The organism is Rhizobacter sp. P2_G4 (genome assembly GCF_056403575.1).
The window spans coordinates 21531-38839 of record NZ_JBFUFG010000014.1; the positions used below are offsets into that span (position 1 = coordinate 21531).

Sequence of the window (17309 nt, forward strand, 5' to 3'; positions counted from 1 at the left end):
GCATCAAGCCAGTGCCGTGCGCACTGCGCCGACCACCCGCTTCACGTCGTCGTCGGCCATGCGCGTGTAGAGCGGCAGGCTCACCATGCGTTCATAGGCTTTTTGCGAATGCGGGAAGGCAGCAGCGCTCAGCCCGTAGCGATCGCGCCAGTAAGGCTGCTGGTGCAGCGGGATGTAGTGCACGCTGCAGCCGATGCCTGCCGCATACAGACGCTCAATGAATGCATCGCGCGACACCTTGACATCATCGCCCAGGCGCAGCACGTACAGATGCCAGGCATGCACGTCGCCTGCGGGCGGCACAGGCGGAGTGATCACCGGCAGCTCGGCAAATGCCTCGTTGAACTGCTGCGCGATCTCTTCGCGGCGCTTCTGGAAGGCGGCCAGCCGCTTGAGCTGATGCAAACCCATAGCGGCCGCAATGTCCGTCAGGTTGTACTTGAACCCCGGCGCCACGATCTCGTAGTACCAGCTCGGTACCTTGGCCGTGAATCGGTCGAACGCATCGCGGCTCATGCCGTGCAGGCGCATGGTCTTGATGCGCTGGGCGAGCGCCGGGTCGCGCGTGACGACCATGCCGCCTTCGCCGGTGGTGATGGTCTTGTTGGCGTAGAAGCTGAACACCGTGACGTCAGAATCGAGCGTGCCGATGAGCTTGCCGCCGCAAGTGGTGGGCAGTGCGTGCGCGGCGTCTTCCACCACCTTGAGGCCGTGCTTCTTGGTGAGCGCCAGCAGCGCCGTCATGTCGGCCGCGAGACCGCCGTAGTGCACCGGCATCACGGCCTTGGTACGCGGCGTGATGGCGGCCTCTACGGCCTTCACGTCGATGCAGAGCGTAGCGGGGTCGATGTCGACCAGCACCACGTCGGCCCCGAGGTAGCGAACGACCTCGGCGGTGGCGGTGAAGGTGTGCGTGGTGGTGATGACCTCGTCACCCGGGCCGATGCCCAGGGCTTCGAGCGCCAGGTGCAGGCCGGCGGTGGCCGAGTTCACGGCCATCGAATGCAGGCTGGCGTCCCCGAGAAAGGCGGTGAAGTCTTCCTCGAAGCGCTTGGTCTTGGGGCCGGTGGTGACCCAGCCGGAGCGCAGCGTGTCCACGACCTCGGCGATCTCTTCTTCGCCGATCTCGGGCAAGGCAAACGGGAGGAAGGGCAGCTTGTCGGACATGGGTTTCATCGATCTTTGGCGATCCAGCACAGCAGGTGCGTGCGCAACGGTGGCAAGGCGTTGAACGCAGTGTAGAGCGAGGGGTGAAGCCGAGACACGGCTCGGGCAATCGGGGGCGCCAGTGTGATGCGGCGCGCCTGAACCCGGGCTTGTGGAAACAAGGCTTGAACGCGTCGCAGCGGCACGCCGCGCACATCGGGGTTGCGCGGGTTGTCGACAGTGAAGTCGTACCAGAGCACGCCGCCGCCGGGTTTGACTGCGGCCCACATCGCTGCCGCCAAGCGTTGTTGGAAGGCATCGTCGAGCAGCGACGAGAAGACGGTCGACTGCAGAACGATATCGACGCTCTCAGCGGCAGGCATCAGCACCAACGCATCGCCTTGCGCAAGCGAGACGGCTTCCGGCAACCTGGCCCGCGCCACGGCATGGCGCTCGGGCAGCAGCTCGATGCCCGACAGGTGTTCTGGCGCGAACCCCATCAGCACGCATTCGACGAGGTTGCTGCCCGTGCCGCTGCCCACCTCGAGCAGCTTGAGCGCCGACAAGTCCACCCAACCCAGCCGCTTGAACAGGGCCAGCATCGCGCGTTGCCGCTCCTGGAAGGCAAGCAGCGCAGCCGGGTTCAGCAGGCTGTAGCGCGGGTCTTGCGGCAAGCGGCGCGCGTAGCGCTCGCGCACAGCCTGCGCTTCGGTCGATTCGTCGCCCGGCTGCATCGTCATCTCGTGAGCTTGGCGAAGCGCTCTCGGCCGGAGCCGTGGCGCAGCACGTCCCACCAACCGAGCACCGAACCGATGCCATAACCGAAGTGGTAGGCCGCGATCACGGCAGGAACGCGCAGCAGCACCGGCATGGCGAGCGTTTTCGTTTGTGCGACCACGACCGTCATCACCAGCACTCCCAGCGCATACAGGTCGACGAGCGACCAGAACAGCGCGGTGCTGCCACTCAGCAGCGCCATCAACACCGACACCGCCAGCAGCGCCACGAACACGCCCGGGACCGCATGCCGCACCGACGCCGGCTGCCCGTGCTTCTTCATCACGAATGGCTTCCAATAGCCGTATTGCAGGTACTGCCGGAACACCTGCGACAGGTTCGCGCGTGGGCGGTACACGCTGCGAATGCGCGACGACTGCCACACGCGCCCGCCTCCCTTGACGATGCGCAGGTTGTGCTCATCGTCCTGGTTGCGCACCAGCTGTTCGTCGAAGCCGCCGAAGCGCTCGAAGGTCTGGCGCGGCCAACTGCCGAGGTAGACGGTGTCGACCCAGCCGTCGTAGTCGAGCTGGCGCGACAAGGCACCGCCCGCAACCCAGCGGGATTGGAACGCCGCGGCCACCGCCTGCTGCATCGGGCCGGCGTTCTCGTCGGCCACCGCATGCCAGGGACCGCCGACGTTGTCGGCACTGGTCTCGGCATGCACGGCCAGGCACTGGGCCACGTAGTCGTCGGCGTACTCGCTGTGCACGTCCATGCGCACGATGATCTCGCCGGTGGCGAGCTTCAGCGCGGCGTTGAGCCCCGTCGAGACGATGCGTGCCGGATTGTCGATCCACACGACGCGCGGGTCGCGCTGCGCGATGGACTGCAGCAACTCACGCGTGCCGTCGTCGCTCTGGCCGTCGGCAACCACCAGCTGCAGTTGCCACTCGGGCGACAACTGCTGCCGCATCACGCCGGCGCAAAAGCCTTCGATGTAGCGCCGCTCGTTGCGGCACGGCACGATGACCGAGACCTGCTTCATGCAGCTGCCTTGTAGGCGCTCTTGACGGCCACGTCGCGCACCAGGGCCGTCCACCGCGCCTCGTGTTCCTGCTGGCTGAAGACCTCGCGGCTGCGCGCAATGGCGGCACGGCCCATCTGCGCACGCAGCTCGGGCGAAGCCAGCAGCTCGACGAGGGCCTCGGCCATCGCCGGCGCGTCACCGGGTGGCACTAGGCGGCCGGTCTGAGAGGTAAGGATTTCGGCCGGCCCGGTCGGGCAGTCGAACGCCACGGCCGGCACGCCCAAGGCCTGCGCTTCGAGCAAGGCCAGCGGCATGCCCTCATAGCGAGACGGGAGCACGAAGACATCGGCCTGGCGATAGAGCCGCTCGATCTCGGACGTCGGGTCGAGCCATTCCACGCGGCCGGTCAGGCCCAGGGCATATGCCATGCGCTCATGCTCGGCGCGCAAGGGCCCGTCACCGACGATGCGCAAGCGGGCCAGCGGCGCCGAATTGACGACGATGGCCCAGGCCTGCAGCAGCAGATCGAAGCCCTTTTGCGCCACATGGCGGCCCACGGCCAGCACCCAGGCGTCGTTTGGCAAGGCAGGCACCTCGGCCGTCAGCGTGGCCGAGTTGTAGATGACCCGGGTGTTCGGGTTGATCGCCCGAAAGCGCGGCGCATCGGCCTCGGTGAGGCTGACCACGGCGCCGACCTTCGGGTACAGCCACCGGCGCAGCCGCTGCCAAGGTGCAGAACGCGCGCTGAAATGGTTGTGGTCACAGCAGATGGTGCGGGAGGCAAAGCGTCGGTCGACCGCAAGCACCGAGCAGGCCGTGGTCAAGCCGTTCAGCACGACCACATCGGGCCGGTCGGCGCGGATGAGCTGCGCCAGCGCACGGCCGGTGCGCCACTGCGTGCGCAGCAGCCCCCAGGCGCGCCCGAGCTTCGAGGCGGGCACGGCCGTGCCGGTGCGCAGGCGAGCTTCAGCGCCCGTCAGCACCCGCACCGACGCATCGAGCGGGTAGCGCATGCGGGAGCGCGGCGTGTTGAAGCTGCCCACCGCGACCGACATGCCTTGGCGCGCCAGGTGGTTGGCCAGCGCGCAGACACAACGCTCCACGCCGCCGGCGATGTCGAGGCGGTCGCACAGCAAGAGCACACGAATCGGCTGGGTCATCGTGCTGCGTTCTTGCGGATCAGCGAATGCACGTCGACACGCTGGTAGTCAGGCGATGGCAGGCTGAGCCCGCTGCGCTGCATGGCGCGCAGGCGCTCGCGGCCGGCGCGCAAGGCGTCGATCCAGCCCCACTTGGCGAACTGCCGCACCAGGGTCTGGCGCGGGCTCGGTGCCGCCGTTTGCGTGCTCGCAGCCGGGCCTTGCACCCATTCGGCCTGGGCGTAGTCCGACTGCTGGGGCGCCGGCAGCGGCCCCACCTCCCGCAGCTTGCGCGCGATCACCAGCATGTAGACCTCGTGGCTGTTGCACAGGTTGACGCGGCGCTTCACGTCCATCGGGTTCGCCACCTTCCACCAATGAAGGCGGTCGCCCTTCATCGCGAACCACAGGCCGCGCAGCTCGAAGCCGTTCTGTGCCTGGTAGAGGTTGAAGAAGAGCTCGGGCGAGAACTGGTAGAAGCCGTGGCCCGAGAGGTTGTTGGCTGGCAGAGAATGCAAGACGTGCCCGCCCACGCGGCACAGATCGACGCAGTTGCGCCAGGCCACCGGGAAGTTGAAGACGTGTTCGAGGCAGCCGAAATCGAGCACGGCGTCGTAGCTGCCGAGCTGTGCACTGTCGGGTGTCCACGGCAGGTTCATGTCGTGGATGTGCGTCGCGTTTTCATAAGCCGATGCGTCCACCGACTCGGCCGCGCCGGCACCCAGCCACTGCTCGATCAGCGGCTCGAAGTAACGCGGCTTGCCGGCGACGGGCGCAGGCTCCTGCAGCGGCGAGAGACCACGCAACTGACGATGCGCCTCGAGCTCGAAGGGCTCGATGAAGAGGGCTTGCCGCCCAATCGCCAGCGTGCGGCCGAAGCGCACGCCCACGTCTTGCGCGTGTGCAAGCAGATTCAGGTTGTGGATGTCGATGCCCAACGGATGAATGTCCTTCTTGTTGTCAGGCGCGGGTGCGCTTAGTGATCAGCACACCGCCCACCGCCACCGCCATGACGAGCAGCTCGACGCCGATCGCCACCCAGGCCAGGCCGGTGGCGCCGGCGGCCCCGCCCCAGGTGGCGGCACCGATCACGCCGGCAATGCCGCCCACGACCACGCACGCACGGTAAGCCGTGTCGTAGCGGCCGCTGCCGAGTATCCAGTAGCCAATGAACTTCCAGCCGAGCAGCAGCGGCAGCAGGGCACCGAGGATGGCCATGGTGGCGCGCAGATTCGGCACGTCGAGATCGCCCGCACGGCGCAGCACCAGCGGCTCGATCGCCGGCCATGCCAGCAGGCCGATGCCGAACAGCAACGCACCGACGGCCACGCCGCCCACGCTCCAGGCGGCCGCGTAGCGCAACGCCGCGCGGGCGCTGGTCTTGAAGAGCGTCACGATGCGCGGGTAGACGACAGCGAACACCGGCTCGGCCGCATTCAGCACCGCGCGCACGAAGCGATCGGCCATGAAGTAGGTGCCAAGGTCTGTCTTGCTCATCTGCAGCGAGGCCGCAGCGGGCAACGCGAACGAATAGGCCGCACCGGCGATGGACACCGGCATCATGGTCCAGCCCAGCCTGAGGCCGTCACCGAGCAGAGGCCGCATCCACAGCGGCTGCGCGTGCACACGGGCCAGGTCGCGCCGCAGCCACCACCAGCCCAGGCCGGCGAGCACGGTGGAGGCCGCAAGCTGCAGCAGCACGTAGACCCACACGCTGTAGGCGAACGCCCAGCAGGCGGCGATCAGCACCGCGTACACGACCAGCTCGACGCGGGCCCAGCGGTTGAGCTGCTGCGTGGCCTGCAGGTACCAGGTGGCCGGCCAGCCGAGTGCACACGCCAGCGCGGCGATGGCGATGGTGTCCGCCCATGCGTGGCCGGCCTGGCCTGCGAGCTGCACCGCCACCATCGAGAGCAGCACGGCGGGCACGCACAGCACGCAGCGCGCAGTGAACACCTGCTGCGCGATCTGCCAGCGGCGCGGCGCATCGGCCGTCACTGCGAGCCGCGTGGCGGCCGCGAGAAAACCGCCCTCGACGATCATCGACAGCAGGCTCGCCCAGACCAGCACAAAGCTCAGGCGACCGAACTCCTGTGCGCCGATGCGCGAGGCCATCAGTGGCAACACCAGCAAGGGCAGCAACAGGCGCACCGCCGCTGCGGCATACACCGCAGGCAGGGCGTGCAGCAGGCGCGGCGCCGCTGTCGTCATGAGCCGGTTTGCTTGACCACCAGCCGCGCGGTGTAGTCGACGCGGTGCAGGAACACCGGCTCGGCGCTGCCGGCGAAGTACTCGTCGACCGCCTGCCGGGCGCCTTGCCAGTGACCGTAGTCGTCGATGATCAAGAGGCCGTGGCGCGACAGCAGCGGGTACAGGTGGTTCAGCTCGTGGCGGGTGGACTCGTACCAGTCGGTGTCCAGCCGCAGCAGCGCAATGCGGCTCGGCAGCGTGGCAGGGATAGTGTCTTCGACCTTGCCCTTGACGAAGTGGATGCGGTCGCGCGGGTAGCCGGTGGACCAGAGATTCGCCTGCACGTCTTCAAGGCTGGCAACGGCCCACAGCGCGTGGTCGCGTGCGGTACGGGCGAGTTGCGCTTCGGCCGACTCGCCGCTCACGCTCTTGTCTTCGGCCGTGGGCTCGCTCATGCCCTCGAAGGTGTCGTAGAGGTAGAGGTGGCGCGAGGTGTCGCCACGCGCCATCAGCGCCAGGGCCACGGCCATCATGCTGCCGCCTCGCCACACGCCGCATTCGACGATGTCGCCGGCGATGCCGTGCTTTGCGATGTGGTCCACGGCGCCCAGCAGGCTGGCGCGCCGCTCCAGGCTGGTCATGGTGAAGGGGTGGACGCGGGAGACGATCTCGCGATCGGCGGCCGACAGGTCGGCCAGTGCCTGTGCCTGCAGGTCGGCTGTGCGGCCCAGTTCCCAGCCGGCGCTGGCCAGCGCGGCCTTGACGATTTTCTTCATGCCCGATTTCGTTGAAAGACCGCCCTGTGCGTGCAGGGCCGGCCGGTCTGCGATTGTCGCACCCGCCTCATGGGCGGGAATGCTAGGAACTGCGGTAGGCCTGCCCGGCTCCGGCCAGCAAGCGATCCCATCGCAGGGCCTGCTGGGCCCGGTTGAACGACAGCGCCACGGCAGCACGGTTGGCGTCGAGGAAGTCGAGGCATTCGACGACGGCGTCGGAACTACGATCTTTGAGCAACAGGCCTTGCAAACCGAAGCGGCGCATGAAGGCGCCAAGATCGCCCACATCGGCGCAGATGAATAGCCGGCCGTGGTTCAACATCGAGTACAGCGCGCCCGATTGCGAGGCCTGCTGGTAGGGCAGCAGGAACACCGCGTCCTGCGCCAGAAGGCCCTGCAGTTGGGCCTGGTCCAGGTAATCGTCGTGGATGGCAATGCCGAGACCCGCCAGCTCCGTGCGCAAGCCACCCAGCTCGGGCGCCCAGGCCCCATAAATCGCGAGCGACAGATCGCGCCGCCGAATCTCGCTCGCGCGCGCCAGCTCGCCGAACAATTCGATGCCCTTGTAGGGCTTGACCGTGCTCCAGAACACCAGCGAGCGCGGCTTCATGGTGACGCTGTAACCCGTCGTGCCTTGCTGCGGCGCCACCGGCAACAGCCCATGCGGCAGCACGCTGGCCTTGGCGCGGAACGATTCGCCGTAGCGGCGCATGAAGTCATCGCGCGTCGATTCGCTGACGAATACGAGCGCGCGGGCCAGGCTCGCGAGCCGCCGCGTCGGCGAGTGCTGCGTCGATGCAAAGCCGTGTGGCACGGCGTTGTGAACGGTGAAGACGAACTTGCCCCGCAGCAATCTGAAGACCACCAGCTCCACCGGCCAGAAGCCGCTGAACTGCAGGTTGACGGTGGCGTAGCGACGGGCGTTCCATAGCAGCGTTGCCAGCAGGCTCACATAGGCCCACGCACCCCGCCAGCGCGCAGCCACGGTGCTCGAGATCGCGCGCGCCCGCACCTGCACGCCGGGCAAGCTTCGCATGGCCTCGAGAAACTCGCCGTTGTAGCGGGTGGTCGAACCGTAGAAGTCGACGCCATCGCCGCGCTCCGCCAGTGCCTTCACGAGCTGGTAGTCGTAGGGAAGGACGAAGGAGCCCGGGTCGACAACGGCGATGCGCGCAGCCAAGGCCCGCTCGGTGCTGGCGTTCAATGCGCGAGCCAGAAGCGGCGGTCGAGCCGGTAGGCCGGTTTGCAGCCACGCTCGCCGATGTCCTGCGCCGGGTTGCCGCCGACCATGCGAAAGGCCGGCACGCTCTTGGTCACCACTGAGCCGGCCATCACGACGGAGCCTTCGCCCAGGTGAACGCCCGGCATGATCATCGCGCCGGCGAACACCACCGCGTGGTCGTCGATCTGCACCGCGGCCGCCTTGGTGGCGAAGCTTGCGTCGTGCACGTCGTGCCCCATGGTGTAGATGCGCGCATCGTGCGCGATGGACACCTGCTTGCCGATGGTGATGCCGCCACGGTTGTCGAGGTAGACACCGCGGTTGATCAGCGTGCCTTCACCGACACGAAGGCGCCCGACATGGAAGAAGCGGATGCCGCCCTGCAAGGTGGCGCTGCGGTGGATCCGGAAACCGCAGGCTTTGTAGAGCAGCGACCGGAGAAAGAACGGCAGCAGCCCATGCAGCGTGTTGATCGCCGCAATCGCGAGAAAGTAGGCCTGGTCGGCGAGGTGGGACGGAGCTGCGCGCATGGGGCGCGATTGTGCTTCACACACGCTTCTCAGTGGCTTCACGCGGAAGTGCCACATTGCCCAGGTCGGTCCCATCACCCTATCCCCCCATGCGCTCACTCACCGTTTTCGTGCTCATCTGCTTGTTGTCGTGGGTGCCTTCGCTCGCGCGGGCTGGGGAACCGCTCACGCTGCTGGGTACCATCCCGGACGAAGGAAAGCAGCCGTCCTTCGACGGCTTTAACCACGGGGAATTTGTGTACTCGCGCTGGGACAAGACCGGCAACACGCGCGAGATCGTCACTTGGGACCCACGGACGCAAGTGAACACCGTGCTATTTCCCGGCAAGCCCGGCGTCGGTCGCCTGCTGAACCGCAGTGACGAGATTCTGTTCGTCACCGGGCGCGGTCGCTTCACCTTCCAGCTGACGGCGCTCGACAAGACATCTGGCCACACGGTGGGCAATATCGGACTGAACCAGGAGATCGGTTGGGCCCGCGTTCAGGGACGGGAACTACTGGCATCCCAGCCCCGCGGCGATGGGCTCATCCTCGACCTGCCCTCGCTGCGGGTAAAGAGGGCCGTGTCCCTACCGGCGCACCGGCATGCCGCAGGGTGGAAGGACCAGGTCGTGCTGCTGGGCCGATCGCTGAGTCTCTACGACAGTCAGTGGAACCTCGTCGGAGAAGTCGGCCTACCGGCCCGGGAAAGCGACAAGAACTGCGAACCGGGTCCCCTGGTGGTCGCGAACGATAAGGCTGTGCTCGGATTCGGCTGCGGCGACATCCTCGTCGTGGACCTGCCGTCGCGCACGCTCGAACGGCACATCGCGGGGCGTTCGATGTTCGCCGCGATCGCCGTGGTGGACGGCCTCATCCTCCGCGTGAACGCCGACATTGGTCGCCAGCCTCATGAAACGACGGCTTACGAGCTGGCCACGGGCGAAGAACTGGGCCCGCTTCCGCTGCAGGCCACCGAGATCCATGCGCACGGCACCTTCCTCGCGGCCGTCGACCGGCGGGGCTGGCTGGAGGCCACAGCCGCCTTCTACACCGTCGACACCCGCGAAATCAGGAGCCGTCGCTGGCCTCTTGCGCAGATGAAGGCGCACTGCAGCGTGCCACCTCGTGCAGGCGAGGACCCGTACCCCTTTCTTGACGCATGCGAGGCCGCCGGCATCCGCAGCGTCGCTCATCCCGCGTTCGCATCGCAGCTTCGCGCACAGCTGGACGCCTATGCGGCGGCGCTTGCCATGACGCGTCCAGATCCGGCACCCAGCCTGCCTGTGGCAACGCCGGCGCCCGTGAGCTTCACCGCGCAGCAGGACAGGCTCCACTTCTCTGGTGACCGGCTCTACGTCGGCCGCTGGCGCTGCGGAACTGGCGAGTCGAAGGGGGTCGGCGTCACCACCCACGACCGCGGGACGCTGGCGGAGATAGCCGAGACCACCTTGCTCGAATGCGATACGGGGGACAACGCCGAGATCGTGTCTATGGCCACCGACCAGCGATACCTGTACGTCGTCATGCAGCAGCCGGGCGACGGCCTACGTGAACGTCGCAACAGCCTCCACCTCGTCGACCGTCGGACCCTCGCAGTCATCGAGGTCAGCGACTTCGAGGGCGACTTGGGCCTACTCACCTATCAGGACGGCGTCTTGCTCAGTTGCTCCTGCACGGGGACGGGTGGTAACGGTACTTGCAGAATCATCACGCCGCGGCCGCTGGCGCTCGTGGCGGACGCCGGGCACACGTGCGTAGGAGTGCAGGACCTGACCGTGCCGGTAATCGAACCTGCCGGAAACGCGCAGGCCGAGCCGCCTTTGATGCGCTTTGACGGTGACGCGGCCCGTACCCGCAGCTACCAGGTCAGGGCTACGCAAAACACCGACTACGCCCACCCGCTTGTGTTGGTCGTACGCCCGCTCGCCGGCGGCGCTTCCCCGCGGTTCCTCCGGGTCGAGCGCGCGACAAGCTGGCTGACGAGCGAAGAGGGGGATTGGGTGATCGTGTCCCGAGCGATGAGCGAGAAGACGCGCCTTCTCAGCGTCGACCTTCATAGCGGCCGCCAGCGCACGCTGGGCGAGTTCCGCAGCACGCCGGGCGTGCCATTCCATGTAACGATGGACAGCCGCCACGCCTACGTGGTGAGCGGGCGCGACCTCCTGGTCCTCGACCTGGCGACAGGGCGGCTGCACGCTACGCGGCGCGGGCTGATCGATCCGGCATCACCGGACGACGAGATCGTGCGGCTGCTGCTCGATCGGGGCCGCCTGCTGGTATTCACCCGCAAGGGCACGAGCAGCCGCATCTTGTCGCTGGAGGCCTCGGGGCGGCTCTGAACGCAGGGGAGGCGGATACGCGGCAAGGCGCGATGTCGCACCTACAATTCTCGGTTCACCTCCCCAGTTTCGATTGCCACGCCATGGAACAAGACGACAACCAGCTCATCGCCGAACGCCGTGAAAAGCTCGCCGCGATCCGCAAACAAGGCGTGGCCTTCCCGAACGACTTCAAGCCCAAGGACCATGCGATCGAGCTGATCCGCAAGCATGGCGCGCTGGAGAACGAGGCGCTCGAGCCGCTGAACATCCAGGTCAGCATCGCCGGCCGCCTGATGCTCAAGCGTGTGATGGGCAAGGCGAGCTTCGGCACGCTGCAAGACAGCACTGGCCGCATCCAGCTCTTCGTCACCAAGGACGTGCTGGGCGAGGAGCTCTACGCCGCCTTCAAGCACTGGGACCTGGGCGACATCCTCGGTGCCTCGGGCACGCTCTTCAAGACCAAGACCGGCGAGCTGTCGGTGCGCGTGACCACGCTGCGCCTGCTCACCAAGAGCCTGCGCCCCTTGCCCGACAAGTTCCACGGCATGGCTGACCAGGAACAGAAGTACCGGCAGCGCTACGTCGACCTGATCACCGACGAAGACGCACGCACGCGCTTCGCCGCACGCAGCAAGGCCGTCAGCTCGATCCGCCAGTTCATGGTGGAGCACCACTTCATGGAAGTGGAGACGCCGATGCTGCACCCGATCCCCGGCGGCGCCAACGCCAAGCCCTTCATCACGCACCACAACGCGCTCGACCAGGACATGTTCCTGCGCATCGCGCCCGAGCTGTACCTCAAGCGCCTGATCGTCGGCGGCTTCGAGCGCGTGTTCGAGATCAACCGCAGCTTCCGCAACGAAGGCATCTCGGTTCGGCACAACCCCGAATTCACGATGATGGAGTTCTACGCGGCGTACTGGAACCACCACGACTTGATGGACTTCACCGAGCAGGTGCTGCGCCACGCCGCACGCCAGGCCACCGGCTCGGCCCAGCTCACCTACGGTGGCAAGCCGGTCGATCTCGACAAGCCCTTCACCCGCCTGACCGTGCGCGACTCGCTGGTGGCCTACGCGGGCCTGACGATCGAGCAGGCCGACGACGCCGCTTTGCTGCGCGAGCACATTCAGGCGGCTGGCGAAAAGGCACAAGCGCACTGGAAGCTGCCCGAGTTGCAGTTCGGCCTGTTCGAGGCCGTGGTCGAAGAGCAGCTCTGGCAGCCCACCTTCATCATCGACTACCCGGTCGAGGTGTCGCCACTGGCCCGTGCGTCGGACACCAACCCGGCGATCACCGAGCGCTTCGAGCTCTTCATCACCGGTCGCGAGTACGCGAACGGCTTCTCGGAGCTGAACGACGCTGAAGACCAGGCTGCGCGCTTCCTGTCCCAGGCCGCCAACAAGGAAGCCGGCGACGAAGAAGCGATGTACTACGACGCCGACTTCATCCGCGCGCTCGAGTACGGCATGCCCCCGACCGGCGGCTGCGGCATCGGGTTGGACCGCCTGATGATGCTCATCACCGACAGCCCGAGCATCCGCGACGTGATCCTGTTCCCGTCGCTGCGCAAGGAAGGCTGACGTCGATGCAGCGGCTTTCGACTCTGCCCGAGATCGAAGCCGCTGTGTGGCGCGAACTCACCGAGGCCACGCGGGACAAACAGCATCCCTGGCGCTGCCCTGTGCTGGCCACCACCGATGGCGAGGTCGGCGATGCGCGCACCGTGATACTGCGCGAGATCGATGTCGACGAACGGCGCATGCGCATCTACACCGATGAGCGCGCCGGCAAGGTCACTCAGCTGCGCAAGCATCCGCTGGGAACGCTGGTGATGTGGTCGCCGAAACTTGGCTGGCAGCTGCGCTGGCGTGTTCGCCTGGACGTGCAGGCCTCCGGACTGGCGGTGTCGTCGCGCTGGGCACAAATCCGCCTTTCACCAGCTGCGCAGGACTACCTGTCTCCCGTGCCGCCCGGCGCCGAACTGCCACAGCCAGATGAAGCGCCTGCGGGGCAAACGATGGCGCGCGAGTTCTTTGCCGTCATGGAGGCTGAGTTGCTGTCACTCGATTGGCTGGAATTGCACCGCGACGGCCACCGGCGAGCCCGTTTCGATGGCGGCGGCGGGCGCTGGCTGCAGCCCTGAGCGTCGCAGTTATTCCTCGCTGATGACTTCGGGGATCGCCTTCTCGGTGCCACGGAACACACCGAAGATGTGCGCGTAGATGGCGGCGTTGACGTAGAAGAGCACGGCCACCATCGCGATGCGGAAGATCTTGACGCCCAGGCGGCGCCAATCCGAGTTGTCGATGGCGATGTGGATGCCCCAGCAAATGCCGCTGGCGGCTAGCAGCAGACCGGCCAGGCCGAGCACTATCCAGGAGAAGATGACCATGTGCTGTGAGGGATGTTCGAGGTGTGAACCTTAACATCCAGGCCGAGGGGCGGCCAAATGCCGTCGGTCACCAGGCCGGCGCGAGCTCCGCCAGGCCGGCAGGGGCGTGCCGCTCGTCCTCGAAAGTCACGATCTCGTAGGCCGATGCGTCGGCCAGCACCGCACGCAGCAGCTTGTTGTTCATCGCGTGGCCCGACTTGAAGCCGGTGTAGGCGGCAATCAGCGGGTGGCCGAGCACATGCATGTCGCCAATGGCATCGAGGATCTTGTGCTTCACGAACTCGTCGTCGTAGCGCAGGCCGTCGCTGTTGAGCACGCGGTAGTCGTCGACGACGATCACGTTGTCCATGCTGCCGCCCAGCCCGAGGCCGCGCGAACGCATCATCTCCACGTCTTTGGTGAAGCCGAAGGTGCGGGCGCGCGCGATGTCGCGCTTGTACAGCCCGGAGCCCATGTCAAAGCTCACCTGCTGGCCCGTCTGGTTGACGGCCGGATGGTTGAAGTCGATCTCGAAGGTGAGCTTGTAGCCGTCAAACGGGTCGAGCCGCGCCCACTTCAGCGCCGCGCCCTCGCCTTCACGCACTTCCACCGGCTTCTTGATGCGCAGAAAGCGCTTCGGCGCCTTCTGCACCTCGATGCCGGCACTCTGCAGCAGGAACACGAAGGAGGCGGCCGAGCCGTCGAGGATCGGCACCTCTTCGTTGGTGATGTCGACGACCAGGTTGTCTATGCCCAGGCCTGCACAAGCCGACAGCAAGTGCTCGATGGTGTTGACCTTGGGGGCGCCCACTTCCCCGCCCGGCGAAATGGTGGTCGCCATGCGCGTGTCGCACACCGCCGTCACGTTGACCGGAATGTCGACCGGCACCGGCAGGTCGACCCGCCGGAACATGATCCCGCTGTCAGGCGCCGACGGCCGCAGCGTCAACTCCACACGCTGCCCCCCGTGCACGCCGACCCCGACGGCACGGGTGATGGACTTGAGTGTTCGTTGAGCAAGCATGGCCATGATTTTATTCCCGGCATCAGACCCGCACGCCTCATTCGGCCAACCGCCGCGATAGCAGAAGCCGATGTTCACGTGAGGAAGCACAAACCCACTCACCAGCACCGCGAATCGCACCCCGACCGCAGAGCGAAGCGACTGCGATATCGAGCAACCCCGGAGGATCCGGCTTTGCCGGTCCTCTCGGGGGCACCCCTCGGGGGCAGGAGCGCAGCGACTGGGGGGCTCTATCAGTCCGCCTGTTTGCGCAGGAACGCCGGGATCTCGATCTCGTCCATCCCGTTGCTCGCCAACGCATCGACCTTCGCTGCCGCCGTACGGCCATTGCGCCACACGCTCGGCACCGTCATGTTGGCGTAGTCATGGCCGGTCGGGCCGCCGTGCACCGGCTGGGTCAGCACCGGGATGTTGTCGGTGCCGGTGCGCTGAGCCACCGCGCTGTGCACCACCGTCATCGGCGCCTGTTGCTGGCGCTTGACCGGCGAGAGGCCGGTGGCGATCACCGTCACGCGCAGCAGATCGCCCAGGCTTTCGTCGTAGGCGGTGCCGTAGATCACGTGCGCGTCATCGGCCGCGTAGCGGCGGATGCAGTTCATCGCGTTGCGGCTCTCGCTCAGCTTGAAGGTGCTGCGCCCCGCGGCGATCAACACCAGCACGCCGCGTGCGCCGGAGAGGTCGATGCCTTCCAGCAGCGGGCAGGCCACTGCCCCTTCGGCCGCCTTGCTCGCACGGTCGGGGCCGCTTGCGATCGCGGTGCCCATCATCGCCTTGCCCGGCTCGCTCATCACCGTCTTCACGTCTTCGAAGTCGACGTTCACGAGGCCCGGGATGTGGATGATGTCGCTGATGCCGCCCACGGCGTTCTTCAGCACGTCATTCGCATGCGCGAAGGCCTGGTCCTGGGTGCAATCGTCACCCAGCACGTCGAGCAGCTTGTCGTTCAAGATGACGATCAGCGAGTCGACGTTGGCTTCGAGTTCGGCGAGGCCGGCGTCGGCCGCCTTCATGCGGCGGTTGCCCTCGAAGTCGAAAGGCTTGGTGACCACGCCCACGGTCAGGATGCCCATCTCCTTCGCCACGCGGGCGATCACCGGCGCAGCGCCGGTGCCGGTACCGCCACCCATGCCGGCGGTGATGAAGAGCATGTTCGAGCCCTTGATCGAGTCGCGGATGCGGTCGACCGCTTCTTCAGCCGCCGCACGCCCTGCTTCGGGCTTGGCACCGGCGCCGAGGCCGGTGGTGCCGAGCTGGATGAGGTGGTGAGCGCTCGAGCGGTTCAGCGCTTGCGCATCGGTGTTGGCGCAGACGAATTCCACGCCTTGCACGCCCTGCGCAATCATGTGGTCGACCGCGTTGCCGCCGCCACCACCCACGCCGATCACCTTGATCTGGGTACCGAGGTCGAATTCTTCGATCATTTCGATTGCCATGTTTGACTCCAATCCTGTTTGCAGTTGCCGTTTGCTTGTTTCAATACGCTTTGGTTGATTCGCCGCGGTGACTCATTCCCATCCGAGCCCGCAGTCGTTCGAGTTCGCGCCGCAGGCGGGTCGTGCCCCGTGTGCGGTGGCTTGCAGAGGAAATCGCTTGAGGGTGTGACCATGTTCGAGTGCTCCCTGTATGTTCAAAAATTGCCGAGAAACCAGTCTTTGAGCCGGCCGAATAGTGTCTTGACGGAACCCGCCTGCTGAGCGGCCTTGATGCCGCGCGCGCGGCCCAGCCGCGCTTCTTCGAGCAGGCCCATCACGGTGGCCGAGCGAGGGTTCGCCACCATGTCGTGCAATGAGCCGTGGTAAGTGGGGATGCCCTTGCGCACCGGCTTCAGGAAGATGTCTTCGCCCAGCTCCACCATGCCCGGCATCACCGCCGCGCCGCCGGTGAGCACGATGCCGCTGGAGAGCAGCTCCTCGTAGCCGCTGTCGCGAATCACCTGGTGCACCAGCGAGAAGATCTCTTCCACGCGCGGCTCGATCACGCCGGCCAACGCCTGGCGGCTCAGCATGCGCGGCGCGCGGTCACCCAGGCCCGGCACCTCGAGCTGCTCGCTCGGGTCGGCCAGCAGCTGCTTGGCCACGCCGTATTCGACCTTGATCTCTTCCGCATCCTTCGTCGGCGTGCGCAGCGCCATCGCGATGTCACTCGTGATCAGGTCGCCGGCGATCGGAATGACCGCCGTGTGGCGGATCGCGCCGTCGGTGAAGATCGCAATGTCGGTCGTGCCAGCGCCGATGTCGACCAGCGCAACGCCCAGGTCCTTCTCGTCGTCGGTCAGCACCGCATGGCTCGACGCGCTCGGGTTCAGCACCAGCTGGTCCACCTCGAGCCCGCAGCGGCGCACGCACTTGATGATGTTCTCGGCCGCGCTTTGCGCGCCGGTCACGATGTGCACCTTCACCTCGAGCCGCCCGCCGCTCATGCCGATCGGCTCCTTGACCTCGTGGCCGTCGATCACGAACTCCTGCGGCTCGACCAGCAGCAGACGCTGGTCGTTGGGGATGTTGATGGCCTTGGCCGTCTCCACCACCCGCGTCACGTCGACCGGCGTGACTTCCTTGTCGCGCACGATGACCATGCCGGTGCTGTTCTGCCCGCGGATGTGGCTGCCGGTGATGCCGGTGTAGACGCGTGTGATCTTGCAGTCGGCCATCATCTCGGCCTCCTTCAGCGCCTGCTGGATGCTCTGCACGGTGGCGTCGATGTTGACAACCACGCCGCGTTTCAAGCCGTGGGCCGACGCGATGCCCAGCCCGGCCACCCGCAGTTCGCCATCGGGCAGCACCTCGGCCACCACCGCCATCACCTTTGCGGTGCCGATGTCCAGGCCGACCACCAGATCCTTGTATTCCTTGGCCATG

16 protein-coding genes are annotated in these 17309 nt (G+C 66.6%); 3 read left to right on the plus strand and 13 right to left on the minus strand.

The window, feature by feature from the left end; all coding sequences use genetic code 11:
- Positions 1-3 precede the first annotated feature (3 nt).
- From AC1DYS_RS29075 to AC1DYS_RS29115, 9 genes are all read right to left on the minus strand, one after another.
- Complete coding sequence (locus tag AC1DYS_RS29075) at positions 4-1167, minus strand: DegT/DnrJ/EryC1/StrS family aminotransferase (RefSeq protein ID WP_477905040.1); 1164 nt, start codon at positions 1165-1167, stop codon at positions 4-6.
- Between the two features lie 5 nt (positions 1168-1172).
- Complete coding sequence (locus AC1DYS_RS29080) at positions 1173-1886, minus strand: class I SAM-dependent methyltransferase (protein ID WP_477905042.1); 714 nt, start codon at positions 1884-1886, stop codon at positions 1173-1175.
- The gene (locus tag AC1DYS_RS29085; protein ID WP_477905044.1) at positions 1883-2911 is read right to left on the minus strand and encodes a glycosyltransferase family 2 protein; all 1029 of its coding nucleotides are present in this window, start codon (positions 2909-2911) and stop codon (positions 1883-1885) included. The genes AC1DYS_RS29080 and AC1DYS_RS29085 overlap by 4 nt, the downstream gene beginning before the upstream one ends.
- Positions 2908-4053 (minus strand): glycosyltransferase family 4 protein, encoded by a 1146-nt coding sequence (locus tag AC1DYS_RS29090; protein ID WP_477905046.1) that lies wholly within the window; start codon positions 4051-4053, stop codon positions 2908-2910. Before AC1DYS_RS29090 ends, AC1DYS_RS29085 begins: the two co-directional genes overlap by 4 nt.
- Positions 4050-4970, minus strand: a complete 921-nt coding sequence (locus tag AC1DYS_RS29095) for a class I SAM-dependent methyltransferase (RefSeq protein ID WP_477905048.1) — start codon at positions 4968-4970, stop codon at positions 4050-4052. Before AC1DYS_RS29095 ends, AC1DYS_RS29090 begins: the two co-directional genes overlap by 4 nt.
- A 22-nt stretch (positions 4971-4992) precedes the next feature.
- Complete coding sequence (locus AC1DYS_RS29100) at positions 4993-6243, minus strand: oligosaccharide flippase family protein (protein WP_477905051.1); 1251 nt, start codon at positions 6241-6243, stop codon at positions 4993-4995.
- Complete coding sequence (locus AC1DYS_RS29105; RefSeq protein WP_477905053.1) at positions 6240-6998, minus strand: TylF/MycF/NovP-related O-methyltransferase; 759 nt, start codon at positions 6996-6998, stop codon at positions 6240-6242. Before AC1DYS_RS29105 ends, AC1DYS_RS29100 begins: the two co-directional genes overlap by 4 nt.
- 82 nt (positions 6999-7080) lie before the next feature.
- Positions 7081-8202: a glycosyltransferase family 4 protein gene (locus AC1DYS_RS29110; protein WP_477905055.1), complete on the minus strand. Its 1122-nt coding sequence runs from the start codon at positions 8200-8202 to the stop codon at positions 7081-7083.
- A complete protein-coding gene (locus AC1DYS_RS29115; RefSeq protein ID WP_477905056.1) occupies positions 8199-8750 on the minus strand; it encodes an acyltransferase in 552 nt (183 codons plus the stop codon). Before AC1DYS_RS29115 ends, AC1DYS_RS29110 begins: the two co-directional genes overlap by 4 nt.
- Before the next feature lie 89 nt (positions 8751-8839).
- On the opposite strand from AC1DYS_RS29115, the gene AC1DYS_RS29120 reads away from it, so the two are divergent.
- The 3 genes from AC1DYS_RS29120 to AC1DYS_RS29130 are packed head-to-tail and all read left to right on the plus strand — an operon-like array spanning position 8840 to position 13199.
- Complete coding sequence (locus AC1DYS_RS29120) at positions 8840-11071, plus strand: hypothetical protein (protein WP_477905058.1); 2232 nt, start codon at positions 8840-8842, stop codon at positions 11069-11071.
- Positions 11072-11103: 32 nt separating this feature from the next.
- On the plus strand, positions 11104-12636 hold the full coding sequence (lysS, locus tag AC1DYS_RS29125; RefSeq protein WP_477905060.1) for a lysine--tRNA ligase: 1533 nt from the start codon (positions 11104-11106) through the stop codon (positions 12634-12636).
- Between the two features lie 5 nt (positions 12637-12641).
- Positions 12642-13199, plus strand: a complete 558-nt coding sequence (locus AC1DYS_RS29130) for a pyridoxamine 5'-phosphate oxidase (RefSeq protein WP_477905061.1) — start codon at positions 12642-12644, stop codon at positions 13197-13199.
- A 9-nt stretch (positions 13200-13208) separates the two neighbouring features.
- Here AC1DYS_RS29130 and AC1DYS_RS29135 read toward each other — a convergent pair whose 3' ends face one another.
- The 4 genes from AC1DYS_RS29135 to ftsA form a co-directional block, all read right to left on the minus strand.
- On the minus strand, positions 13209-13448 hold the full coding sequence (locus tag AC1DYS_RS29135; protein ID WP_477905063.1) for a hypothetical protein: 240 nt from the start codon (positions 13446-13448) through the stop codon (positions 13209-13211).
- A 67-nt stretch (positions 13449-13515) separates the two neighbouring features.
- Complete coding sequence (lpxC, locus tag AC1DYS_RS29140) at positions 13516-14451, minus strand: UDP-3-O-acyl-N-acetylglucosamine deacetylase (RefSeq protein ID WP_477905064.1); 936 nt, start codon at positions 14449-14451, stop codon at positions 13516-13518.
- A gap of 233 nt (positions 14452-14684) precedes the next feature.
- Positions 14685-15884: a cell division protein FtsZ gene (ftsZ, locus tag AC1DYS_RS29145; RefSeq protein WP_047490650.1), complete on the minus strand. Its 1200-nt coding sequence runs from the start codon at positions 15882-15884 to the stop codon at positions 14685-14687.
- A 194-nt stretch (positions 15885-16078) separates the two neighbouring features.
- Entirely contained in the window at positions 16079-17308 is a 1230-nt protein-coding gene (gene ftsA / locus AC1DYS_RS29150) for a cell division protein FtsA (RefSeq protein WP_477905067.1), read from the minus strand.
- Position 17309 lies beyond the last annotated feature (1 nt).